21 protein-coding genes are annotated in these 23460 nt (G+C 48.9%); 8 read left to right on the forward strand and 13 right to left on the reverse strand.

Going from position 1 to position 23460, the window contains the following annotated elements; translation table 11 throughout:
- The 3 genes from VIM87_RS15715 to VIM87_RS15725 all read right to left on the reverse strand — a co-directional run.
- Window positions 1–369 (reverse strand): hypothetical protein (locus tag VIM87_RS15715; RefSeq protein WP_414649649.1); only part of this gene is annotated, 369 nt, incomplete at its 3' end.
- 73 nt (window positions 370–442) lie between these two features.
- Window positions 443–1024 carry an RNA polymerase sigma-70 factor gene (locus VIM87_RS15720; protein ID WP_331997911.1) on the reverse strand — a complete coding sequence of 194 codons (582 nt, stop codon included), beginning with the start codon at window positions 1022–1024 and terminating at the stop codon, window positions 443–445.
- A 74-nt stretch (window positions 1025–1098) separates the two neighbouring features.
- The gene (locus tag VIM87_RS15725; RefSeq protein ID WP_331997912.1) at window positions 1099–1713 is read right to left on the reverse strand and encodes a trimeric intracellular cation channel family protein; all 615 of its coding nucleotides are present in this window, start codon (window positions 1711–1713) and stop codon (window positions 1099–1101) included.
- Window positions 1714–1891: 178 nt separating this feature from the next.
- Here VIM87_RS15725 and VIM87_RS15730 point away from each other — a divergent pair, with 178 nt between their 5' ends.
- The 3 genes from VIM87_RS15730 (at window position 1892) to VIM87_RS15740 (ending at window position 4267) form a co-directional block, all read left to right on the forward strand.
- Window positions 1892–2716 carry a ThuA domain-containing protein gene (locus VIM87_RS15730; RefSeq protein ID WP_331997913.1) on the forward strand — a complete coding sequence of 275 codons (825 nt, stop codon included), beginning with the start codon at window positions 1892–1894 and terminating at the stop codon, window positions 2714–2716.
- Between the two features lie 3 nt (window positions 2717–2719).
- Complete coding sequence (locus VIM87_RS15735; RefSeq protein WP_331997914.1) at window positions 2720–3772, forward strand: sterol desaturase family protein; 1053 nt, start codon at window positions 2720–2722, stop codon at window positions 3770–3772.
- Between the two features lie 198 nt (window positions 3773–3970).
- A complete protein-coding gene (locus VIM87_RS15740; protein ID WP_331997915.1) occupies window positions 3971–4267 on the forward strand; it encodes a hypothetical protein in 297 nt (98 codons plus the stop codon).
- On the opposite strand, the gene VIM87_RS15745 is transcribed toward VIM87_RS15740, so the two are convergent.
- Window positions 4264–4956, reverse strand: a complete 693-nt coding sequence (locus VIM87_RS15745; RefSeq protein WP_331997916.1) for a sulfite oxidase-like oxidoreductase — start codon at window positions 4954–4956, stop codon at window positions 4264–4266. The genes VIM87_RS15740 and VIM87_RS15745 overlap by 4 nt on opposite strands.
- A 72-nt stretch (window positions 4957–5028) precedes the next feature.
- Here VIM87_RS15745 and VIM87_RS15750 point away from each other — a divergent pair, with 72 nt between their 5' ends.
- Both VIM87_RS15750 and glgX read left to right on the forward strand, forming a co-directional pair.
- Window positions 5029–6723 carry an alpha-amylase family protein gene (locus VIM87_RS15750; protein ID WP_331997917.1) on the forward strand — a complete coding sequence of 565 codons (1695 nt, stop codon included), beginning with the start codon at window positions 5029–5031 and terminating at the stop codon, window positions 6721–6723.
- Between the two features lie 53 nt (window positions 6724–6776).
- Window positions 6777–8930 carry a glycogen debranching protein GlgX gene (glgX, locus tag VIM87_RS15755; protein ID WP_331997918.1) on the forward strand — a complete coding sequence of 718 codons (2154 nt, stop codon included), beginning with the start codon at window positions 6777–6779 and terminating at the stop codon, window positions 8928–8930.
- Between the two features lie 80 nt (window positions 8931–9010).
- Here the strand turns inward: glgX and treY are convergent, their stop codons facing one another.
- The 3 genes from treY to malQ are packed head-to-tail and all read right to left on the reverse strand — an operon-like array spanning window position 9011 to window position 15003.
- Window positions 9011–11665 (reverse strand): malto-oligosyltrehalose synthase, encoded by a 2655-nt coding sequence (gene treY / locus VIM87_RS15760; RefSeq protein ID WP_331997919.1) that lies wholly within the window; start codon window positions 11663–11665, stop codon window positions 9011–9013.
- Between the two features lie 6 nt (window positions 11666–11671).
- On the reverse strand, window positions 11672–13507 hold the full coding sequence (treZ, locus tag VIM87_RS15765; protein WP_331997920.1) for a malto-oligosyltrehalose trehalohydrolase: 1836 nt from the start codon (window positions 13505–13507) through the stop codon (window positions 11672–11674).
- The gene (malQ, locus tag VIM87_RS15770; protein ID WP_331997921.1) at window positions 13504–15003 is read right to left on the reverse strand and encodes a 4-alpha-glucanotransferase; all 1500 of its coding nucleotides are present in this window, start codon (window positions 15001–15003) and stop codon (window positions 13504–13506) included. The genes treZ and malQ overlap by 4 nt, the downstream gene beginning before the upstream one ends.
- A 247-nt stretch (window positions 15004–15250) precedes the next feature.
- Between malQ and VIM87_RS15775 the strand changes: the two genes are divergently transcribed.
- A complete protein-coding gene (locus VIM87_RS15775; protein ID WP_331997922.1) occupies window positions 15251–16048 on the forward strand; it encodes a glycoside hydrolase family 16 protein in 798 nt (265 codons plus the stop codon).
- A 256-nt stretch (window positions 16049–16304) separates the two neighbouring features.
- Here VIM87_RS15775 and VIM87_RS15780 read toward each other — a convergent pair whose 3' ends face one another.
- From VIM87_RS15780 to VIM87_RS15790, 3 genes are read right to left on the reverse strand one after another with little or no spacing between them, the layout of a single operon-like run.
- Window positions 16305–17057: a ThuA domain-containing protein gene (locus VIM87_RS15780; RefSeq protein WP_331997923.1), complete on the reverse strand. Its 753-nt coding sequence runs from the start codon at window positions 17055–17057 to the stop codon at window positions 16305–16307.
- An 8-nt stretch (window positions 17058–17065) separates the two neighbouring features.
- Window positions 17066–17686 carry an HAD family hydrolase gene (locus VIM87_RS15785; protein ID WP_331997924.1) on the reverse strand — a complete coding sequence of 207 codons (621 nt, stop codon included), beginning with the start codon at window positions 17684–17686 and terminating at the stop codon, window positions 17066–17068.
- A 39-nt stretch (window positions 17687–17725) separates the two neighbouring features.
- Complete coding sequence (locus VIM87_RS15790) at window positions 17726–19210, reverse strand: PLP-dependent aminotransferase family protein (protein WP_331997925.1); 1485 nt, start codon at window positions 19208–19210, stop codon at window positions 17726–17728.
- 85 nt (window positions 19211–19295) lie between these two features.
- Between VIM87_RS15790 and VIM87_RS15795 the strand changes: the two genes are divergently transcribed.
- Together VIM87_RS15795 and VIM87_RS15800 are read left to right on the forward strand one after the other, a co-directional pair.
- Window positions 19296–20210: a hypothetical protein gene (locus VIM87_RS15795; RefSeq protein ID WP_331997926.1), complete on the forward strand. Its 915-nt coding sequence runs from the start codon at window positions 19296–19298 to the stop codon at window positions 20208–20210.
- Window positions 20207–20842 carry a LysE family translocator gene (locus VIM87_RS15800; RefSeq protein WP_331997927.1) on the forward strand — a complete coding sequence of 212 codons (636 nt, stop codon included), beginning with the start codon at window positions 20207–20209 and terminating at the stop codon, window positions 20840–20842. The genes VIM87_RS15795 and VIM87_RS15800 overlap by 4 nt, the downstream gene beginning before the upstream one ends.
- Window positions 20843–20844: 2 nt before the next feature.
- Here the strand turns inward: VIM87_RS15800 and VIM87_RS15805 are convergent, their stop codons facing one another.
- The 3 genes from VIM87_RS15805 to VIM87_RS15815 form a co-directional block, all read right to left on the reverse strand.
- Window positions 20845–22545, reverse strand: a complete 1701-nt coding sequence (locus tag VIM87_RS15805) for a hypothetical protein (RefSeq protein ID WP_331997928.1) — start codon at window positions 22543–22545, stop codon at window positions 20845–20847.
- A 74-nt stretch (window positions 22546–22619) separates the two neighbouring features.
- Window positions 22620–23150 carry an NADPH-dependent FMN reductase gene (locus VIM87_RS15810; protein ID WP_331997929.1) on the reverse strand — a complete coding sequence of 177 codons (531 nt, stop codon included), beginning with the start codon at window positions 23148–23150 and terminating at the stop codon, window positions 22620–22622.
- A 62-nt stretch (window positions 23151–23212) separates the two neighbouring features.
- Window positions 23213–23460: MarR family winged helix-turn-helix transcriptional regulator (locus VIM87_RS15815; protein WP_331997930.1), on the reverse strand; the 248-nt coding region annotated here is incomplete at its 5' end.

A 23460-nucleotide genomic window follows, 5' to 3' on the forward strand; every position in this document is an offset into this window, starting at 1 on the left:
ATCCAGCAGGATGGTCTTACCGCCGCTTTTCAAAATGGCGACGGTAGTGAAAGGAGCAACATCACTGCCTGACCGGTTGGTTTCATTTTTTCTATTCAGCAACAACCAGGTGCCGGCGCCTAATACAATTAATATAGAAGCGGCAACAGCCATCCGCGGCCAAAGCCTGCTTTGTTTCGTGTGGATGATGGCCGGCTGCAATTTTGCCCGGATCGCATCTGCGTCTTCCAAACGCTCATACAGTGAATATCCGGCAGGATCTTTCTCCTGGTATTGAAGATACCAGTTTTCCAGGAAGGCTTTTTCCGCATCAGTAGCCGTTCCGTTACGTATTCTTGCTAAAAGGTCTTTAAGTTCTTGCTCCTGCATAAGACTAGGAAATTGTATCCTTATATTAAGAGACAATCAACTAAAGCGGAACAGGTAAATAAAATAAAAAAAATTATTTAGGGTATATGATCCACAGGAGATAGGCGAAAAGACCCAGTTTAATGCGAAGGATCTTCAGGGCATTGGTGATGTGTTTACTGACAGTTTGCTCCGAAATATCTAATTTTTCAGCAATTTCCCGGTGGCTGAGGTGTTGTTTGCGGCTGAGTTCAAAAACTTCCCGCATTTTAGGAGGCAGTGCGGCGATCTCCTTTTCGATAACAGCGATCAGCTGATTTTCGCGGATGCGGTGATCCGTAAAGCTTTGGGGTTGCTCCGAAAATTTCAGAATGGAATTAAAATATTTCTCTTCTACTTTTTTACGCGTAACCTGGTTTAATACAATATTGCGGCCAGAGGTATAGAGAAACCCTGCCAGGCTATTCGTTATCTGCAGCTGCTCACGCCCGGCCCAAAGTTTGGCAAACACTTCGTGCACGATATCTTTTGCCTCCTCCCGATCACCGGTCTTGCTGTAAATATGGTTCAGTAAGACAAAGATATACCGGTCATAAATTTCAATGAATGCCTGCTCATCTCCGGACTTAAGCAAGTCCGCCAGTTCCTGATCTGTAAATTGCTGATATACACTCACAATGGCAAAATCATTTCCATAAAGCTAATAAAATAAAAAATAATGCTAAATGTTATGAATTATTTCCAGATGTTTCATTCCCACTCTTCGTGATACACGAACTTTGGCATCTGCCACTCATACCGGATGGCCAGCAGGCGTAGTATTAACCCTGTTACAGACGCTATTACCGTAGCCCATTGTGCGCTGCTGCCTATTGCTTCCATACCTAAATACACCCCGCCGGTAACAATGGCTACGCTGGCATATACCTCTTTACGGAATAATAAAGGAATATCATTACACAACACATCGCGCAACACACCGCCTGCGCAACCAGTGATCATACCGCTTAATAAAATGATGATAACGGGCAAATGCATTTCCTCTGCCAGCTGACAGCCAATAATAGTGAATACCACCAGGCCCAGCGCATCCAGGTACAGGAACAGCATTTTTAAACGGCGCATGAAAGAAGCGATCAGCGCAGCAAACAGCGCAGCGCCTGCAGTGATCAGCAGGTACTCAGGATGGCTTACCCAGGTCATCGGGTAATGGCCTAATAAGATGTTACGGATGGTTCCGCCCCCCAGGGCTGTTACCCAGGCAATCATACAAACACCTACCCAATCCATATTACGGCGGCCGGCAGATAAGGCGGCGGTCATGGCCTCTGCGGTAATAGCAATAATGTAAAGTATGTGCAACATAGTATCGGGTTTTATGGTAAAATAAATTTCATACAAATCAGGCATACAAAGGGTTTCGTATGTATGGTACGCTATGTACAATTTCGTTCAAAGTGTGGAATACAGGACCATTTTAGTAGGTTAAGAGCATTAAAAATTTTAAATTTATAACATGAAGTTCCACGTCAAAATTACTCTGGTGCTTGTCATCTTCATAGTATGCTTGTTATGTCATACCGGAACCACTGCCCGGACCACCCCTCCCAAATTTAAAGTGATCGCTTTTTATACCGGCAAAGAAGACCTTGCGCACATCAGCTTTGTACATGAAGCCAATCAATGGTTTCCGGCCATGGCTAAAAAATATCACTTCACTTATGATTCAACCAACAACTGGGATAATTTAAATGAGGCCTTTCTTTCAAACTACCAGGTAGTAGTGTTCCTGGATACACGGCCCGATAAACCGGAGCAAAGAAATGCCTTTCAAAAATATATGGAGAACGGCGGCGGCTGGATGGGCTTTCACTTCTCCGCGTTTGCATTAACACCCTCCGCCTATCCGCAGAACTGGGACTGGTATCACAACACCTTCTTAGGTTCCGGCGCATATGGCAGCAACACCTGGCGGCCTACTTCCGCTTTTCTGAAAGTGGAAGATAAGGAACATCCTGCAACCAGGCGCCTGGGCGCGCTCATTAAAGCATCGCCCAATGAATGGTACCGCTGGGAAAATGACCTGCGTAAGAACCCTGATATAAAAATATTGTTGTCCATTGATTCAACCAGCTTTCCGCTGGGCACCGGCCCCAAACAGTATGAAATATGGCATAGCGGGTACTACCCCGTTGTGTGGACCAATCAACGTTATAAAATGTTGTACCTGAATATGGGCCATAATGATATGGACTATGAAGGCAAAACCAACAGGACATTATCTTATACGTTCGGCAATAAACAACAGGATCAGCTGATCATTGATGCGTTGTTATGGCTGGGTAGCGGAAACCATAAAAAAAGTTAACTGATGGAAGTATTACAAACACTGTATCACGAGTTAATTTCCTTTCTGGGGATAGGACAGTTGCTGGAAATGTACAAAACAGGTGATTACAAAACCCTGCTTACATTTAATGGCGTGCTCACGGCCGTTTCACCCGTGATACCTTTATTATTGCTGTTGGAAATAGGCCGTGCCCTGGTATATAAACGGTTTAAGGTAGAGGATTACAAAATGCCCTTCTTTATTTTTGTGCTGAACCGTTTTATAGGCCGCTTTATTTCCATTGCAGCCATTGCATTCTGTATAGGGCTGTTTGAAAAATTAGCGCTGTTCCATACTACGTTTACGTGGTACTGGTTAATATACGGTTATATTGTGTGGGAGTTCTCCCACTTCATTTATCATTACCTGGGGCATAAGGTCCGGATCTTCTGGTGCCTGCATTCCACACACCATGCGCCGCAGAACATGAACCTGTTTGTAAGCCATGCGCACTTTTTCCTGGAAGGCCCTTATGCAGATGTGATCCGTACCACCATTTGCATACTGGCCGGCGTGAACCCGCCCCTGCTGTTCTTTATAATGTTTATTGATGGTTTCTGGGGCGCATTCATACATGTGGGAGAAAACCTGCTGCCGGATGGCCGCCTGGGCTTTTTGAATAAGATCATTCTTACGCCTTCCGCCCACCGCGTACACCATGCGCGCAACCCGCTGTATATGGATACCAATTTCTGCAACCTGCTCAACATCTGGGATAAAGTGTTCGGTACTTTCCAGTATGAGAAAAAGGAAGTGGTAATTGAATACGGCATTACCCGGCAATTAAATCCCAACAATCTGCTGGATGTATATTTCGGGGAATTTTATTACCTGTGGAAAGATATCAGAAAGGCGCCCGGCATCAAAAGCAAGCTCCTTTACATTATTATGCCGCCGGGCTGGAGCCATACCGGCGATCATAAAACCGCCAACATTGTAAAAGCTGAGTACCAGCACGAACAGCAGCAGAAAGCGCAGCAGCAGGCTGCGGAGCAAACACCCGTGCTGCCGCTGGAAACCAGCCAGGCCGTTTAGGTTAATTAATAATTAAGAATGAATAATTAATAATAAAGAGGGCTGATCATACAAGTGTAATGGTCAGCCCTTATTTATTCCGGCATGTTTGCAAGCTCCATTTGTTAACATCCCGGCCGTTCGATTATTAATTATTAATTATTCATTGTTAATTAATGGGCCTGATCATTGCTGTGAAATTTATAAAGGAGCAGTACTATGAACAGGCCCATCACCATTACCTTAGAAGGGGTACAGTATATGATAGATATGGATATGGAACGGCAATCATCCAGCATCATATACCATGTTAAACCACCCCAGCATCTTACCACAGATATCCCGGCAAGCTTTGACATTGTGCAGAAAGAAGACGGGGACATACCCTGTTACAATGCGCAGCAGTCTTTAACAGAAAAAGGAAAGCAGATCATGGATGTGATCTGCCAGCATTTGAAGAACCTGCCACCACAATTTAAAGGCGGCAAGAACCAAAAGATCGGAGAACAAGGTTAGCTGTAGCGGTCATTACGCCAGGGATATGCGGTATTGGAATAGCCTCTTTCTTCCCAGAACCCTAAACGGTTACCGGCTAAAAATTCGATCCGGCTGATCCATTTGGAACCTTTCCAGGCATAGAGCTGTGGTGTTATCATCCGCACCGGGCCGCCGTGCTCTTTAGGCAAGGGCTGCCCTTCAAAGGTGTGCACCAGCAGCACATCCGGTTTCAGCGCTTCTTCCAGCGCTACATTGGTGGTATACTCATCGTACCCGTAACACATTAAATGGGTGGCAGTATCCTTAGGCTGCGCCAGGGCGGCAATGTCCATCAGGCGCACGCCTTTCCATTTCATATCCAGCTTTGACCAGGTAGTTACACAGTGAAAGTCGGACGTATCATCCGTTTGCGGCAGGGCCATAAAATCATCCCAGGTTAATACCAGCGGGTGCTCTACCTCCCCGTCCACTATCAGCCGCCATTTATCTAATGGAATAGTAGGTTGAATGCCCAGATCAAGCACCGGCCATTTTTTAGTAATAACCTGCCCCACAGGCACCACCGGCATACCATGCCGGTTGGGGTTTCCCTTGCCCATTGGCCGGTTATCGGCCACAGAAGGGGTAGCTTTCATTTTTTCCTCAAAGCGGGCTTTGAGCTTCATGCGGGCTTCTACCACCCGTTGTAATTTTTCAGGCTCTTCCATAAGTTGAAGTTAGCATTTTTTAGCTGCACATTTGGCCTGCCACTTGCGTTGACAAACAGCAAACATCCGTGCATGAAAAAGTATTACCTGCTTTTAGCTGCTGTATTCATTACGCTCCTGCAGCTGCAGGCACAGTCGCCTGTTACCAGCCCGCAGGAAGACCGCTGGTATAAGAACAGCATTATCTATAACCTGGACGTACATACGTTTAAAGACAGCGACGGGGATGGCTATGGCGATTTCCAGGGGCTTATTCAGCAGCTGGACTACCTGCAGGGCCTGGGTGTGGATGCTATATGGCTGGCGCCTTTTCAGCCATCACCCAAAAAAGATGACGGGTATGATATTTCGGATTATTACAGCATAGATTCCACCTGCGGCACACCCGGCGATTTTACTGCCTTTATGTACCAGGCAAAGCTGCATGGCATACGGGTAATGATGGATATGGTGCTGAACCACACCTCTGACCAGCACCCCTGGTTCAAACGCGCCCGGCAGGATACCTCCTCCCCTTACCATCACTTTTATGCATGGACGGATAAACGGCCCTCCAATTATAACAAAGGCATGGCTTTCCCGGGATGGCAGCCGGAAGTATGGAGTTATGACAGCACAGCCAAAGCCTGGTATTATCACCGCTTTTATGAGTTTGAGCCGGATATTAATTTCACCAATCCCCTGGTGCGTGCAGAAGGCAACCGTGTACTGGCTTACTGGCTGCAGCAGGGCATAGCAGGCTTCCGGCTGGATGCGGTGCCTTTTATGATAGAGGTAGCGCAACCCGGCAATGACAAACCACCCCAGCAATACGAGATCATTTACGATATGCAGCGCTTTGTGCAATGGCGCTCGGGTGATGCCATTGTATTAGGCGAAGCCAATGTAATGCCGGATGCCAACGAACATTATTTTGGCAGCAACGGGGAGGGCCTGCAAATGATGTTCAACTTTTACGTGAACCAATACCTTTTCTATGCACTGGCTACAGGCAAAACAGCCTTACTTGCAAAAGCGCTGGAAGAAACGCGTAAGGTGCCTGAAGTTGCGCAGTGGGCCTACTTTCTGCGCAATCATGATGAGATAGACCTGGGCCGCTTAACGGAGCAGCAGCGCAATGAAGTATACCAGGCTATGGGACCGGACAAGAACATGCAGCTGTTTGACCGCGGCCTGCGCCGCCGCCTGGCCCCTATGCTGAATAACGATCCCAAACGTATTGAAATGGCTTACAGCCTGCTGCTGGCATTGCCCGGCACGCCCGTGATACGCTATGGCGAAGAAATTGGTATGGGCGATGATCTGCAGCTGCGCGAGCGCCTTGCCATCCGTACTCCCATGCAGTGGAGCGCTGCACCCAATGCAGGCTTTACAACAGCTGCACAGCCTTTCCGGCCGGTGATAAGCGGTGGTGATTACGGATATGAAAAAGTGAATGTGATCCGGCAGCAAAGAACGCCCGGCTCCTTATTGAACTGGCTGGAGAAAATGATACGGGTGCGTAAACAATGTCCTGAAATAGGCCTGGGTAAATGGCAGCTGTTAAATACCGGCGCGCCGGGCGTGCTGGCCATGCAATACCGGTACAAGAATAAAACGCTTATTGTGCTGCATAATTTCAGCGCCGCTGCACAGCAGGTACACTTACCGGCAGCCGGTAACCAGCTATATGATCTCGTGAATGGCACATCTGTGCAGGCCGCTCCCAACCTGAGCCTGAACGGGTATGATTACAAATGGCTGCGGGTGGGTAATGGCAATGAGTAGATTTACAGGCACCATAATTGATGAAAGGACAAATGCAAACCAGCATATGACTTATGAGTAGACCAACTTACCCGGGACACCCGTACCCTTTGGGCGCCACCTGGGATGGTGAAGGTGTGAACTTTGCCATTTATTCAGAAAATGCCACCAGAGTAGACTTATGCCTGTTTGACGAGCCCAAGGGCGCCTCCGAAAAGGAATGTGTAAGGCTTACAGAACGCTCCAACCATGTATGGCATATTTACCTGCCCGGCATACAGCCCGGCCAGCTGTATGGCTACCGTATGGAAGGGCCCTATGAGCCGCAGCAGGGATACCGTTATAACCGTAACAAGCTTTTAATAGATCCATACGCAAAAGCCATTGCCGGTACTATTGAATGGCACGATTCCCTGTTTGGTTATGAAATGGGACATCCTGAGGAAGACCTGAGCTTCAGCACCACAGACAGTTCCCCGTTTATACCTAAAAGCGTGGTGGTAGATGTTGCTTTTGACTGGGAGGGCGATAAACCGCCCAAAACGCCTTATCACCAAAGCGTGATCTACGAAACGCATGTAAAGGGATTTACCAAGCTGCACCCTGACATACCGGAAAATGAACGGGGCACTTACAAAGGCATGGCCCACCCCGCTACCATTCAATATTTGAAGGAGCTGGGCATTACTGCCGTTGAGCTGATGCCCGTGCATCACTTTGTTACAGACCGCTACCTGGCCGATAAAGGATTAACCAATTACTGGGGGTATAATACGATCGGCTTTTTTGCGCCGGATGTACGCTACTCCGCTTCCGGCATTTGCGGGGAGCAGGTGCGCGAGTTTAAGGAAATGGTGAAAGCCCTGCACAAAGCAGGGATAGAGGTGATACTGGATGTGGTGTACAACCATACGGCGGAAGGCAATCACCTGGGGCCCACCCTTTCTTTCCGTGGCATTTCCAATGCAGACTACTACCGGCTAACAGATGATAAACGTTATTACATGGATTATACGGGCACAGGCAATACCCTGAACGCCCGCCTCCCCAGCGTATTACGGCTTATTATGGATAGCCTGCGTTACTGGGTGCTGGATATGCATGTAGATGGTTTCCGCTTTGACCTGGCTGCCACCTTAGCACGCGAGCTGCATGAAGTGGACCGCCTGAGCGCCTTCTTCGATATCATTCACCAGGATCCCGTGATCTCCCAGGTAAAGCTGATAGCAGAGCCCTGGGATGTAGGCGAAGGCGGTTACCAGGTAGGCAAGTTCCCTCCCGGCTGGGCAGAGTGGAATGGCAAGTACCGCGACAGCATACGTGATTACTGGCGGGGCGCAGACAGCACGCTGGCCGAATTTGCATCCCGCTTAACCGGCAGCGCAGACCTGTATAAAGAAGAATACCGCCGCCCAACAGCCAGCATTAATTTTATTACAGCGCATGATGGTTTCACCCTGCACGACCTGGTTTCCTATAACGATAAGCACAATGATGCCAACGGGGAAAACAACCAGGATGGCGACAGCCATAACCGCAGCTGGAACTGCGGTGCAGAAGGCCCTACAGAAGATCCGCTGATCAATACTTTAAGGGAACGGCAAAAACGCAACCTGCTTACTACCCTGTTCCTTTCACAGGGTGTGCCCATGATAGTGGCAGGCGATGAAGCCGGCCGCACGCAGCAGGGTAACAACAACGCCTATTGCCAGGATAATGAGATCAGCTGGCTGCACTGGGATCAGCTGGATCAAAGCCTGCTGAACTTTACCAAAAAGCTGATACAGCTGCGGTTGAAGCACCCGGCCTTTTGCAGGCGGCGCTGGTTCCGCGGCCACCCGGTAGAAGATTCCGGCGTAGAAGATATTGCATGGTTCTTACCTGAAGGCGCGGAAATGACCGACGAGCACTGGGATACTGATTTTGCACGCTCCCTGGCTGTGTACCTGAATGGGCGCGGCTTACGCAGCATTGGCCCTAAAGGGGAAAAGATAGTGGATGATAGCTTTTACATTATGCTGAATGCGCATCATGAACCACTTTCCTTTACGCTGCCTGCTTCCTCCTACGGCGATGAATGGCATATACTGCTGGATACCGGGCAGCCGGAAAAAGAAGACAATAGAAAGGTATTTAAAGCTCAAAGCACCATGGAGATAGGTGGCCGCTCCATAGTGGTATTAATACATGAAGAAAAACAGGCCAAAGAAATGGCAAAACAACCGTAAACAGTGTGAATGTTTAATATAAAACAAAGGCCGGGCAATTGCCCGGCCTTGTTTGCTTTATAACAGGTGTTGTGTTAAGCTTATTCGCTGAGCAGGAATGCTACAGGAAATTTCTCCAGCATGCCCGTGGGCAGCTGCCCGTTAGGCGTAGCTACCTGCTCATTTGTAAAGATATGTTTCCATTTCAGCGGCGCGCCTTCGGGTAAGGTCAGCGTTAAGGGCTCTTCTTCCCGGCCTGCATGGGTAGCGGCTATCAGCGGCGCTATTACCAGGCACCATTTATCCTGCTCTTTGCGGGCGTATGCAATTACGGAATGATCATCCCGGTTATACACGGGTATGTATTCCCCTTTTGCAAACAGGGACGGGTGTGCGCGCCTTGCCTGTAAAGCCTTCCAGGTAACATACAATTTTTCCATACCTGCGGTACGATGCGTATGCAAAAAGCCCAGTAAATTTTCAACACCGGCTTTTTCCTGCTGCTGCAGCTTAGCCAGCCATTGTTTGCGCTGCGCATAATCTACCGGGCGGCGGTTATCCGGGTCAACAAAGCTCAAATCCCACAGCTCGCAGCCCTGGTATATATCCGGTATGCCCGGCGCCGTGATCTTAATGAGTGCTTGGGTTAGAGAATAGATCTGCGCCTGCTGGTTGATCTTCTCAAAATAAGCGCCCATGCTGTCTGTGAACGGATGGTCTGCTGCAAACAAATTTTCTATGAACTGTGTGCAGGCCTGCTCATATTCCTCATTCGGGGCCGACCAGTTGCTGTGCACCTTTGCTTCCCGTAATACTTTCGTGATGTAGGATGTTAATCTTTCTTTAAACACCGGGGTTACCACACCATCTGCCGGGTAGCCCGAAAGCACGGACTGGTAAATGAAGTATTCATCATTCATATCCGGGGCGGCATTCTCACTGAAAGGTTTGTTCATGGTATGCCATTGCTGCACCTGCTGGATCCATTGGTTAGGATGCAAGGTGAGCGTATTTAAACGAATGCGCCCATCCTCCCCTCTTTTTGTATCGTGCGTAGCCGTAGCATTTAATGATAAGGGATGGTAACGCTGCCGGCTACCCGCATGTTCATGAAAACGGATCAGCGAACATTTACTGCCTTCCGGCGCATCGCCTACTTCATTATGGGATATTAAAGCATTGTATACATAAAAGGTAGTGTCTTCCACGCCTTTGGCGGTGAGCGGGCCGGTAAACTGCATCATGCGTTGCAGGAACTTAATACCCTGCTCGCTTTTTTTATCCAGCTGCCACCAGGAGCGTATGAGCTCCAGCATTTTAGTAAGCTCCGGATCACTGCGCAAAGCGCCGTCCATGGCATATTCCAGCAGGGAAAGGCTGCGGGTGCTCAGGGGCCATTGCTCGGGGTAAATCCGGTACACCGGCAGGTGTATCATCAGCAGGCCCAATGCTTTTTTCAATTGCTTTTCGTTCACACGTATGTCGGCCAGGCCCAGGGTGTAACAATACCGCACCAGGTTATCCCACTCCCCTTCCATCTGCGTTTCCAGGATCAGCTGTTTTTTCTTTGTCACCAGCTTATCATACTTAGCCAGGTCGGGGAACTGGCTGCGGTAGTAACGTGCAATTTTTTCAAAGCCCTGCTGATCGGTGAGCAGCTGGCTTACATCGCCCAGGAACTCATAGCCGGTGCTGCCCTGCAGCAGCCATTCCCGCGGCATCGTTTCATTACCGGCCAGTATTTTTTCTGCAATAATGTAACAGCGCGCACCAAACAGCTCCCGCAGGCGGCGTATATATTCGCCGGGATTCTGCAGCCCGTCAATATGATCAATGCGCAGGCCCTGTATTAAGCCCTGCTTATACATTTCATGCAAAAAGGTATGGTATTCATTAAACACCTCCGGATCTTCCATGCGCAGGGCTATCAGCCCATTCACTGTAAAAAAGCGGCGGTAGTTGATACGGGTCTCTGCCTCCTGCCAAAAGGTGAACAGGTAGTACTGCTGATCCAGCAAAGCGGCCAGCAATGCAGCATCCTCATTCACCTGGTCTGTAAGCTGCTGCAGGCGCGTTTCATTTGCACGTGCAAACAGCGATGCTTTTTGTTCCTCCCACTCCTTTACCGTGTGTGGTTTTTCAATGCCTCTTTGTAAGGCCTGCAGCCATTCCTGGGTGGCAGTATCTTCCTGCGGCAGCGCATTTAACAGCACTTCATATGCCGGCGCAGATAATGGAAAAGCCAGCTCTCCATACTGCACCTGCCAGCCCTGCGGCGAGAACAGGAGCTTAATTTCCCCTGCTTCCACGCTGGCGGCCAGCGGCTGTCCCAGGAAGGGCAGCATCAGTTTACCCGTTAACGTTGTATCCGGGTGCGCCCAGTCAATATCAAAATAGTTGTAGTAAGGTGAGTTAGGCCCCCTTTCCAGCACATCCATCAAACGGCTGTTGGCAGGGTGCAGGGCCATATGGTTAGGTACAATATCCTGGATCCAGTTCATACCTTTTTCATGCAGCTGCCGCTGTAAGCTGTGCAGCTCCTCAATAGTGCCAATGGCAGGGCTGATAGCGTGCGGGTTGGTAACATCATACCCGTGCATGCTGCCGGGCGCCGCTTCAAAAATGGGCGATGCGTAAATGGTGGTAACACCCAGCTCATGTAAATAATCTATATGCTGTTCCAGGTCTTTAAACGTAAACTCACCGTTGAACTGTAAACGGTAAGTGGAAACCGGGGTAAATACATCATGCTTCATAACTCATCATTTCATTTCATAAACAATAGCAGACAAGGGCTGTATGGTAATTACGCCGCCTGCCGGTACTTCATCCTGCGCTATTGCACCGGGGCCGTTCCATTGCAGGTGGGCGGAGTCAAACAATTTATGATAGGTTTTAAGTCCTGCAGGATGGTAGGCTTCCTGCTCCTTACTGAAGTTCAGCACAATCAGCAGCGCATCCTGCCCATCGTACTCACGTTCCAGCACCAGCAGGCCTTCATTGATCACGGGATGCACTTTGGTGCCGTTGCGCTCATGGTACTTTAATGCGGGCCGTGTTTTCCTTAAGCCGATCAGGTAGCGGTAACAGGCCAGCAGGGTAGCATTCTCCGGTGTTTTGGTATCCCAGCTTAATTTGGAGGCATCAAAAGTTTCCGGCGCCATAGGGTCCGGCGCTTCACCGGCTGCGTGAAAAGCGGCAAACTCTTTTTTACGGCCTTCACGAACGGCAGTTACCAGCTCAGGATCTTCAAACGAAGTAAAGAACTGGAAAGGATTTTTTTCGCCATACTCCTCACCCATAAACAGCAAAGGCACAAAGGGCGATAACAATAAAGCAGCGGCAGACAATTTCAATGCCTCAAAAGGCACCAGCGCGCTTAAACGTTCGCCCAGCATACGGTTGCCCACCTGGTCGTGGTTTTGTATAAAGGCCACAAACTGGCTGTAGGGCAGGTGCTGCGGCGCCAGGCCAAACCTGCGTTTGCGGTGTGCGGAGTATTGCCCGGTATATACATACGCATCTGCATAAGACCTGGCCAGCAGATCCAGCTTACCAAAATCTTCATAATAACCGTTGGTTTCGCCGGTAAGCTTGCTATGCAGGGCATGGTGAAACTCATCTATCCACTGCGCCTGCAAACCATAACCGCCGTTAGCCACCGGGGTAATGTAACGGGGATTGTTCAGGTCCAGCTCTGCTATGAGTATTTTCTTTTTACCGCAACGCTGTTCCAGCTCATGCACGGCGGCGGTCAGCTCCTGCACAAAATGCAGCGCGCTGCTGTCCCAATAGGCATGCACTGCATCCAGCCGCAGGCCGTCGATATGAAATTCATCCAGCCACATAAGCGCGTTGGCAATGTAAAAGCTGCGCACTCCATCGCTCCAGGCATCATCAAAATTAATAGCCTGGCCCCAGGGTGTTTTATACTTATCTGTAAAGTAAGGGCCAAAGTCGCTGAAGTAATTGCCTTCCGGTCCCTGGTGGTTGTACACTACGTCCAGTATAACGGCTATGCCCATATTGTGCGCAACATCTACCAGCTTTTTGAGGTCGTTAATGCTGCCATAGGAATTCTGTAACGCAAAAGGGTATACGCCATCGTAGCCCCAGTTGCGGGAGCCGGGAAACTGTGCCAGGGGCATAATTTCAATGGTGGTAATACCCAGCTCCTGCAAAGCGGGCAGGCGGTCTATAATGCCCTGCAGCGTGCCTTCCGGACTAAACGTACCGGTATGCAGCTCGTAAATGATCATTTGTTCCAGGCTCATACCTTTCCACTGATCATCTGTAAAAGTAAAGCCGTCAGGGTCTGTAACGGCCGAAGGGCCGTGTACCCCTTCCGGTTGATGGCGTGATGCAGGATCGGGTCTTTTGCCTTCCTCATCCAGCACATAATAATACTGCGTGCCTGCCTTAATATTGGGCAGGGTTACCGACCAGTATCCATCTGCATGCTGCTGCATTTCATGCGTAACATTTTGCTCCGGTAACAGTAAGCTCACTTTATTCTTTAAAGGCGCCCATACACGAAAACGGCATGCACCATTAGCGTTCAGCACTGCGCCGGGCTGTATATAAATTGCCGTTGTCATTTATCACTCCGCTTTCTATTGTAAACAATTGTCCATTCTTCCAAACGTGCGGCCATAGCATCGGTGAACTGGCCGGGCAGCATGCGCCAGCTCCAGTTATTACCGGCTACGGCAGGCGTGTTCATACGGGCTTTTTCATCCAGGCCCAATACATCCTGCATGGGCAAAACAGCATGCTGCGCTACGGAAGCATATACCATTCTGCCCAGCACCTGCGCTACTTCCTCTTCCGTGATGGTTTGCCCGGTGTATAAGCACAGCCGCTCAATATCTGCGGGTGCAGCATCCTGCCGGAACCATCCACGGCTGGTATTATTATCATGCGTGCCGGTGTATGCAAAAAAGTTAGGTGCATGATCATGCGGTATATGCGGTGATTGTGGCATATCTTCTCCGAAAGCAAACTGCAGCACTTTCATGCCGGGCAGCTTAAACTGGTCCCTTAGCTGTATCACTGCATCATTAATATCGCCCAGGTCTTCTGCTACAAAAGGCATTTCCGGAAAGGCGGTTTGCAATGCATTAAAAAGATCTGCACCCGGTCCATCCTTCCACTCCCCTTCTACAGCGGTTGGCGCACCGGCCGGCACTTCCCAGTAATTGGCAAATGCGCGGAAATGATCCAGCCGTAAAAGGTTGTACCATTCCAGGTTACGGCGTATGCGGCTTACCCACCATTTATAGTTCTGTGCTTTTAACACCTCCCAGTTAAATACCGGCATATTCCATAGCTGCCCCTCTTCATTAAAATAATCCGGCGGCACGCCGGCTACGCCCTGCATATTGCCTTCTTTATCTAACAGGAACAGGTTGCGGTTGGCCCATACATCGGCAGCGTTGTAGCTGATGTAAAAAGGCAGATCGCCCAGCAATTGAATATGCCTTTCATTACAATAGCTTTTTAATGCATGCCATTGTTTGTTGAACAGGAACTGCCAGAACCTTTCTTTTTCCTGCAGCGTATGCAGCTCCGGCTCATCTGCTTTAGTGCTGTTACGGTACTTCTTTTTCCACTCATACCAGGGCAGGCCTTTGTGTAATATTGTGAGGGATTGATAGCGTACAAAATCATCCAGCCAGTATGCATGCTGTTTACAAAATGCCCGGTATGCTTTTTCGATGGCGCTGAATTTTCCCTTACAATAGTTTTCATAAGCCTGCTCCAGCAGCCGGGATTTATTAGCGTATGCGCTTTCAAAATCAACCATATTATTATCAGGCAAATGAAATGAGCGCAGCGATGCTTTATCCAGCAAACCATCGTCAGCCAACAGTTCCGGGCTTATCAGCATAATATTACCTGCCATGGCAGAGGATGCGCTGTAAGGAGAATAACCTGCGCCGGCCGATGCGGGGCTTAAAGGCAGCAGCTGCCAGATCTGTTGTCCGCTACGGTACAGCTGGTCTGCAAAATCCCTGGCAGCGGGTCCAAGATCGCCAATGCCAAAGGGGCCGGGTAAAGAAGTAATGTGCATTAAGATTCCTGCCTTTCTCACGGTAGTGTTACATGGGTCTATTGTGCACTAAGGGTTCAAAACCAATGCCTAACTGTAAAGCAGGAGATGCAGGTATCTGCTGGTGTTTATACCGATAAAGGTGTAGATAAAAATGCACTGATTGAGGAATATTTTTGGTGTGCTATAATTTGTTAGATAAATGAGATACTTTGGTGTTGCACCTATGCCCGTCTGAGCTATTGAACAATTAACGTTAACCATTTTTTTATTCTTAAAACGCAATCCTATGCATAGAGCCTTTATTCTTGCCGTTACCCTGGCAACCCTGGTAAGCTGTAGTAAGCACAATGAACTGACGACTGAAAAACCTGATACAGCAACGAACACACAAAAAGCAGCGCCGGTAAAAGCCCTCGCTGAAAGAACCATCAGCTTTAGCGGTATTAACTGGACCGTACGCGATGAATCAGGCACCAGCGGCCCTGGCGATAATTACTGGAGCAGCAGCACCAGCAACGTTTGGGTAGATGGCAGCGGCCACCTGCACCTGAAGATCCGCAAAGATGCAGCTACCGGCCGCTGGTACTGCGCTGAAGTTACATCGCAGCAAAGCTTCGGCTATGGTACCTACGTTTGGAAAATTGAAGGCCGTGTAGACCAGCTGGACAAAAACATTGTGTTCGGCTTGTTTAACTACAAAGCGGGCGATAATGGTCATCATGAAATGGATATTGAATTTGCACGCTGGGGCAACAATGCCTGGCCCAATTACAATTACACCGTGTACCCTTCAAGCGGCAATCCTGATTCCAATGCGCACCACGAGTTTGAGCTGGCGTTAAATGGTACGTATACCACGCACACATTTTACCGCACCAGCAGCGCGGTTTCTTACCTGGGCTATCACGGCCATAATGAAGATGCCAACAATTCCTTTTTCCCCTGGACCACGCCTGCGGGATTCCCGGTTAGCACCCTTGCTTTACCGGTACACATGAACCTGTGGTTGTTCGATCACCTGGCGCCTTCCAATGGGCAAGAGGTGGAAGTGATCATCCACCAATTTATTTACAGACCGCTGTAATCGATTACGGCGAATAGGACGGGCATAGAAAACGGGGCTGGTATCAGCCCCGTTTTTTTAAGTAAAAAGGGAAAAGGTAAAAATTAAAAAATTGATGACCGGTACTGCAGGTATATGACAGCAACCAATATGGTCGTCATTACGAGGAGCAGCACGGCCCAGGTGGGAAGAGCGACGAAGCAAGCTCCGGCGTTGAATTATGTTTATTCAATAGCACTACATAAATCCGATTTTTTAATTTTTACTTTTTTACTTTTTACTTTTTTACGCAGTAAAAAATAGCATTGCGGAAAAGCGTAGTGTAGTTTACGTTATTAAACAGCTCCGGCGCGTGACCCATAAATATATATACATTACGGGCCTTGTAATGCGGGTTGGTCCAGATCACGGGATGATCGCCCATTTTTTTAGCCGATGCGGGTTTGTATGTGCTTTCATTTACGCTGGCAATTACATGCACATTGGGCCGGGGGCTTTTATCATAGGTATACCATTCCTCTTTCTCAATTAAAAAAGACGCCGGTATGCCTTTCATTACCGGGTGCTGCCTGTCTTCCACCTGCACAGTGCCATCTGCAAAATCAGGAATGTAATCCTTAAAACGGATGCTGCCCATAAAACGGTGAAACCATTGCCACATAGGATAACCATCAAACTCACCTAATAAGGTGGCATGGTGAAACCCTATCCATCCTCCCTGCCCGGTGTTAACGTATTGCTCAAAAGCCTTTACGGCTTTTTCTTTCCAGGCATACGGCGGATAATCCAGCTGAATAAAAAGCTGGTATCTTTTCAGATAGGCTGCATCAATACTATCTGTGTTCTGTATGTAATCAATGGCAAAGCTGCTATCTGCCGCCAGCTGATCTAACCATACCCGCGCAGCTTTGGAATAAGCAATATGATGCCCGCCATTTTCTGCAATGGCCAGTACGCGGAAGCGGGGGTTTTGTGCGTATGCCTGCAACAGTAACAGCAGGGCACACCCCGTAAGCAGCAGTTGTTTCATCTTTTTATTTACAGCGGGAAGCCCCATTCAGCCAGCTTTTCCCGGGTAGTAGCATAGTTTTCGTGCAGCAGGCCGTTAATGCCTAAATTCTCTGCCACAGATACAAACATGGCCCGGTCCTCAACATAGATCACTTCATGTGGTTTTACCAGCGCAATATCCAGGGCAATGCGGAAGATATCTGCATCCGGCTTGCGGAAGTGTACAAAACAGGAGGAAATAAAGAAATCTATAAACTTATTCAGCCCAAAAGTGCGGATGCGGTATTCATTCAGCTCCCGGCCTTCATTGTTTACAATAGCCAGCTTTAACTTGTACTTCTCCTTGATCTGGCATATCATTTCAATCATTTCCGGATAAGGTTCCGTACGGCTGTACATAAAGTCTTTGAACTGCTGCCTGGAAAAAGAGCGGTGCTCATAAAATACAATACGGTCCAGGTATTCGTCCAGGGTAAGCTTTCCTTCCTCATACGTATCAAACGTAAGGTGATGGCGTTCTTCTAATTCAACCAGGTCCAGCGAGAACTCGCTGGCAGCCAGTTTGCGGGCAGCACGGTCCCAGCCGTTGCTTAACAGTACGCCGCCAATATCCAGGAACAATGTGGTGATGGGAGATTTTTGTTGCATGATTTTAAAAGTAATAAAAATCTTAGAAATGCAGGGCAATTATAAGCTGCTTAATACCCGTTTTAATTTTAATACGGCCTGCTCCATCTCCGCATGCTTAAAGCCGGTAAACCCTAACAGTAACCCCTGCGGTTGTTTAAAGCGGATGGTAAAGTCCTGCACCGGGTGCACAATAATATTGGCGGCTGCTGCTTTTTGTAACAGCAGGTCCATATCGCAGGGTTGTTTTAACCAGCCAATAAGATGAATGCCTGTATCTGAAGGCGCAACGGTAATATATTTACTCACCTGCTTTTCCAGCAGCTGTAACAGCTCCTCCTGCTGTTTTTTATACAGTGTACGCATTTTGCGCAGGTGCCTTGCAAAATGCCCTTCGTGCATAAACTGCGCTACAATGGCCTGGTCTATCACGGGGCTTTGCCGGTCAATGGTAGATTTCAGCATTTTGAACTGTTTGGCCATATCTGCCGTGGGCAGCACCATATAACCGATCCGTAATGCCGGGAACAATACCTTACTGAACGTGCCTATGTAGATCACATGCCCCTTATCATCCAGGCCCTTTAAAGCAGGCACCGGGCGGCCGTTGTAACGGAACTCGCTGTCATAATCATCTTCCAGGATCCACATCTGGTGTTTGGCAGCCCATTGCAACAGCTTTAAACGTTCGCTTAAAGGCAGGGTGCCGCCCAGGGGGTATTGGTGAGAGGGGGTAACATAGGTAAGCTTTGCATCCGGGTAGTGCTGCATGCCGTAGTCAATATCCAACCCATACTCCGTTAACGGCACCGGGCATACGATACCGCCCCAGCGTGTAATAGCAGCTCTTCCGGAGCGGTAGCCGGGATCTTCCATCCAGCACTGGTCTCCTTTTTTTATCAGCAGCTGCGCGGCCAGGTTAATGGCCTGCCGCGATCCGTTCACGATCAGGATCTGATCGGGCGAGCAAACAATAGAGCGGTTCACCCGCAGGTAATCGGCCAGGGCCTGCCGCAGCGGCAAATGGCCCTGCGTATCCAAATACCCCAGGTATACTTTATGGAGGTTGCGGTAAATGTTAGCGGCTATGCGCGCCCATACTTTAACGGGGAAATGCTGCATGTCCATTACGCAGCTTTGAAAAGGCAGCGGCGGTTCCAGTGAGCTGTCGCTCAGCAGCGTGTTTTCAGCCAGGGAAGCATCTTTATATTTTACCGTATCTGCCAGCGTTGTTTTCTTTTGTACCGGCGCCGGTACATATTTGCGTTGCACATTATCCAGCTGCATTACATAGGTGCCATCGCCCTTTTTTCCTTCTAAAAAACCTTCCAGCATCAGCTGGTCATACGCCTGGAACACGCTGTTGCGCGATACGGAGAGCTCCACGGAAAGCGTGCGGGTGGCCGGCATGCGCTCCCCTGCTTTCAGATGCCCGTTAAAAATGGCCTGCTTGATCTGTTCATAAAGCTGGGAGTACAGCGGCATGCCATCCTGCTTGTTCAGGCGTATAAATGGCATGTAGATCTGCGGGGAGGTTTTACTCATAATGGCCCTGTTAAAATTCTCAAAATGGCTCTTTTTCCGATGCCAATATACAATTACTTTTGTTTTGCATTACAATTGAAACGCCATGAAGATTGCATACGTGTGTTACGAAACACAGGAAAAATATGTTATTGAAACAATGGAAGATGAAGAGAGCCTGCTGCTTTCTTTCCTCTCCAACAAAGGCCTGAACATAGAACGCGTTATCTGGACAGATGCTGCTGTGCGCTGGGAGGCTTATGACCTGCTGCTGATAAAAGCGCCCTGGGACTATCATGAAAAAATTACGCAGTTCTACCAGTGGCTGAACCGGGTTTCGGCGTTAAATATTCCCATGTTAAACCCCCAACACATTATAAAATGGAACAGCGATAAACATTATTTAAAAGAGATGATAGATGCTGGTTTCAGCGTTATTCCTTCCGCCATCATAGAAAACGGAGCGCCCGCAAGGCTTGCTCCGTTTTTCCAACAGTTCAACACCGAGCAGTTAATTATAAAGCCCTGCATTAGCGCCGGCGCCAAAGAAACCTTTACGGTTACACCGGGTAATATGCAGGAAGTACAGCAACGCTTAAGCGGCCTGCTGGAAAAAGAGGCTTTTATTGTGCAGCCTTTTGTAAAGGAAATTGAAACCGAAGGGGAATGGTCGTTCATTTTCTTTAACGGGCAGTTTAGCCACTGCGTGGTAAAACGCCCGCGCTCCGGCGATTTCCGCGTGCAGCCCATGTACGGCGGCACCACGCATAGCACTATTCCGAACCCCTTACATGTGCAGGAGGCCGCTGCTTTTGTGCAGCGCTTTGCCAAAGGCTGCCTGTATGCCCGGGTAGATGGAGTAGTGATCAACGGCGTGTTCACGCTGATGGAGCTGGAGCTGATAGAACCTTACCTGTTCCTGGGCGATGTACCCAATGGATATGAAACTTATTACAATGCTTTAATGTTTAACCTGGCGCAGCGTACTGCTGCTTCCACCTTACAATCCTCCGAGCCATGATCCCCTTATCATCCCTCCTGTTGTTTATGCTGGCGGCCTTTGTAATGGTTATTACACCAGGGCCTAACATGATATACCTGATATCCCGGTCTATTACCCAGGGAAAAAAAGCAGGGCTTATTTCCTTAGCCGGCGTGGCCTGCGGCTTTTTGTTCCATATTGTACTGGTATCATTCGGGTTAACGGCTATCTTATTTACCGTGCCCTATGCCTACATGGTATTAAAAACAACGGGCGTTATTTACCTGTTATACCTGGCCTGGCAGGCGGTAAAACCCGGCAGCAAAAGTGTGTTTGAAACGCAAAAGCACCTGCAGGCAGACGGGCCGGCGAAATTGTTCAGCATGGGGCTTTTCACCAATATGCTGAATCCCAAAGTAGCGGTATTTTATCTTTCTTTTTTCCCGCAGTTCATTAAACCGGAGTATGGCAATTTGCTGGCGCAAAGCCTGCTGCTGGGCTTTACCCAGCTATGCATCAGCTTTACGGTAAACGGCTGTATTATTTTACTGGCATCACGGGTAACCAAATGGTTTGCCGCCAATCCTAAATGGGTGCGGGTGCAAAAATGGTTTATGGCCAGTGTGCTCTCCGGCCTGGCGCTAAAAATGGCGCTGGATAAGGGAAAATGATCCTATAAATGATGATCTACTATTACCCCGTTAACCAATAAGTGGTGCTGTTGCTTTGCCACTGTCCCATCCGCAGGAGTGCTTACCACTACCGCGGCAGTAGCCGGCGGCAACACCAGCTCATAACTTCCCTGCACCGTGGCCGATATAAAATCATGAATAACGGTATTGTATAAACGCACCGGCGTATTCCCTACATTTATTTGTACCGTTTTTGTTTGGGGATAAGGATTATAATACAGGAAGGTAGGATAAGCTGCTTCCCTGAAAAAATCAGTGGCCAGTAGGTTCAGCTGTAAAATACCCGGCACATTGGTGTTGCGGATAATGCTGCCGAAAATACCCACATGCCCGCTGCCATATACGCTGAACTGTGATACATCCGGGTTGCCCGGAGCCCATAAAGGGCCATCGCCCTGCGCCACCGGCGCCTGCAGATGCGCATACTGCGGGTAAGAGGGTGAATGTATAATTCCTTCATACCCTATTACCCCTTTGGTAATGGCAGCCTGCTGCGGAATGGTTTCATGATCGTCCGGCATGTATTGCGTGTAAAAGAAACGGGCTGCATTGGCAGCGTGTAACATCCATTTTCCCATGGCATTGGCGTAAGATGCATCATAACGTACCAGCGGCATCAATGGCCAGGCAGCATCAAAAGTGTTCATTAAAAAACCATAGCCGCCGCGGTCCTGCGTATTACCTACAATACCGGAAATATCCAGCCCGTTCCAGCGGCCCAGCAGCACGCCCCAGCCGCTGCGGCATTGGGCAGTGCCATCAAAGCTCCATTCCAGGAATTGCTGAACGTTAAAATGCGTATCCTGTTCTGCATTTAAACGCGCCGCCAGGTAAGCGGCAAAAGGCATAAATACTTCGTAAAAAGTATTGCTGCGCTGCTGTTGCAGTGTTTGTAAGGCATGTATAGCGCCCTGCAGGTAGCGGGCATCCCCAAATTTTTTATAGGCTGCATACAGCACATATGCATGGCCGGCAGCAGCATCGGGCTGTTTGCAGATGGTATTTTCTTTTGGCTGCAGCTGTGCGTAATCGAAAAAGGAGTGATTGTAGTTGCCTTGTAATACAGAATCGGCCTGGTAAAATTTTTCTGCAATGCGGTGCGCCAGCGTATCAAAGTCCGGTTCTTCAGGATAGCGGTCGTAAATGGCGTAGAATAACAGGTTGGGATATACGTCGTACCACCAGTCGCGCCCATAGCCGCCACCCAGCAGCGCTACCTCCGGGCAGGTATTGTTCATCATAATATTCCAGCCGGTTTCCCGGTTAAAATAATTCTTAAGCATGCCCACGTAATTCAGGCCCTTGCTTTTATCGATACCCACCAGTGTAGCGCCTAAAGTAGCTCCCATAGTGGCCAGCGCTTCATGGAACATGCCTTTGTTGTGCGTGCCCTGCCGCTGATCATCCAGCGCGGTAAATAAGCCTACTACCGGCTGCGGAAAGTTATGGCCGCTGCTATCCCACCATACCAGGGGCCAGTGTGCGCCGGTGGCATGAAAGTCGTACACCGTGCTATCAAAGCGGCGGGCCATGGCATACCAGTCAATGATCTGTAAAGGCTGGGGAACGGCCGGCATACTGTCTATACGCGCCAGGTGCTGCTGTATTACGGGAAAGGGTGCATTTTCCTTACAAGCTGTTGCCAGGCTTACCGCCAGGAGCAGGCAAAGTAATTTTTGCATACGTGGAATTTGAGAATAAAATACAAAAAAAGGCGGCATTATGCCGCCCCGCCTGATCATATTTCTCAGCCTGTTTACCCGGCTGTGCGCATGGCCCGCTTCTTTTCATCCACCGCTTCCGACAGCCACAGGAATCTATGCAGGAACTGAACTGTTTTATCTTCAAACGCCTTATCTAAAATTTCACCGGCTGTATTGATCTTTTCCTGCACCACCGGTACCAATAGCATAGTTGGCAACGGAAAACCATACAGCGCCAGTATCAGCTGCTGCATTTGCAGGGCAGCACGCATGCCGCCCATTGGCCCGCCGCTTACGCTTACTGCGCCAATAGGCTTTTCTATAAATACGGAACGGTCTACCTCTTCCGTGGCCCTTTTTAAAGCGGCAGCATAACCGCCGTGGTATTCCGGCGACACAAACAGCATAGCATCTGCTGCAGCCAGCTTAGTTCCGATGTTAGCCGGCACGTTGCTGGCATCTGCAAGGTCTATAATAAAAGCTTCGTGTGCAGAGAGTGTGCGGATCTTATTTTCCAATGCCAGCGCTACACCGTGGGAACGCCTTCCCTGCCGGATGCTGCTGGATATAATTGCAATTTTCATAGTCATGTGTTTTAAGTTGCAGATAAATTATATAGTCGGCAATGTATTTATTCAAAAAAAACCTATTCCAGGTTTTTCATTACTTTTTGCAGCAGCTCATCCAGGGTTTTTCTTTCCGTAACAGTTAAACCCTTTACCGTTGCATCATCCAGCTCCCCGCCTATTTTACCGGCCAGCTCAAGCGCAGCCCGGCCTTTGGCCGTAAGGTAAATATGGGAGGAACGTTTATCGTCGGGGTCTGTTACTTTTTTAATCAGCCCGTTTGCCTCCATACGCCGTATCATGTTGGACATGGTGGCCTGTTGTATAC

It is taken from the genome of Chitinophaga sp. (genome assembly GCF_036569125.1).
Lineage (GTDB): Bacteria > Bacteroidota > Bacteroidia > Chitinophagales > Chitinophagaceae > Chitinophaga.

Bases quoted from the DNA above. Each gene is read 5' to 3' on its own strand.
- VIM87_RS15725 (WP_331997912.1), bottom strand. From the start codon at position 1,713: ATGTTGCACATACTTTACATTATTGCTATTACCGCAGAGGCCATGACC.
- VIM87_RS15735 (WP_331997914.1), top strand. From the start codon at position 2,720: ATGGAAGTATTACAAACACTGTATCACGAGTTAATTTCCTTTCTGGGG.
- VIM87_RS15740 (WP_331997915.1), top strand. From the start codon at position 3,971: ATGAACAGGCCCATCACCATTACCTTAGAAGGGGTACAGTATATGATA.
- VIM87_RS15745 (WP_331997916.1), bottom strand. From the start codon at position 4,956: ATGGAAGAGCCTGAAAAATTACAACGGGTGGTAGAAGCCCGCATGAAG.
- VIM87_RS15750 (WP_331997917.1), top strand. From the start codon at position 5,029: ATGAAAAAGTATTACCTGCTTTTAGCTGCTGTATTCATTACGCTCCTG.
- glgX (WP_331997918.1), top strand. From the start codon at position 6,777: ATGAGTAGACCAACTTACCCGGGACACCCGTACCCTTTGGGCGCCACC.
- treY (WP_331997919.1), bottom strand. From the start codon at position 11,665: ATGAAGCATGATGTATTTACCCCGGTTTCCACTTACCGTTTACAGTTC.
- treZ (WP_331997920.1), bottom strand. From the start codon at position 13,507: ATGACAACGGCAATTTATATACAGCCCGGCGCAGTGCTGAACGCTAAT.
- VIM87_RS15775 (WP_331997922.1), top strand. From the start codon at position 15,251: ATGCATAGAGCCTTTATTCTTGCCGTTACCCTGGCAACCCTGGTAAGC.
- VIM87_RS15780 (WP_331997923.1), bottom strand. From the start codon at position 17,057: ATGAAACAACTGCTGCTTACGGGGTGTGCCCTGCTGTTACTGTTGCAG.
- VIM87_RS15785 (WP_331997924.1), bottom strand. From the start codon at position 17,686: ATGCAACAAAAATCTCCCATCACCACATTGTTCCTGGATATTGGCGGC.
- VIM87_RS15790 (WP_331997925.1), bottom strand. From the start codon at position 19,210: ATGAGTAAAACCTCCCCGCAGATCTACATGCCATTTATACGCCTGAAC.
- VIM87_RS15795 (WP_331997926.1), top strand. From the start codon at position 19,296: ATGAAGATTGCATACGTGTGTTACGAAACACAGGAAAAATATGTTATT.
- VIM87_RS15800 (WP_331997927.1), top strand. From the start codon at position 20,207: ATGATCCCCTTATCATCCCTCCTGTTGTTTATGCTGGCGGCCTTTGTA.
- VIM87_RS15805 (WP_331997928.1), bottom strand. From the start codon at position 22,545: ATGCAAAAATTACTTTGCCTGCTCCTGGCGGTAAGCCTGGCAACAGCT.
- VIM87_RS15810 (WP_331997929.1), bottom strand. From the start codon at position 23,150: ATGAAAATTGCAATTATATCCAGCAGCATCCGGCAGGGAAGGCGTTCC.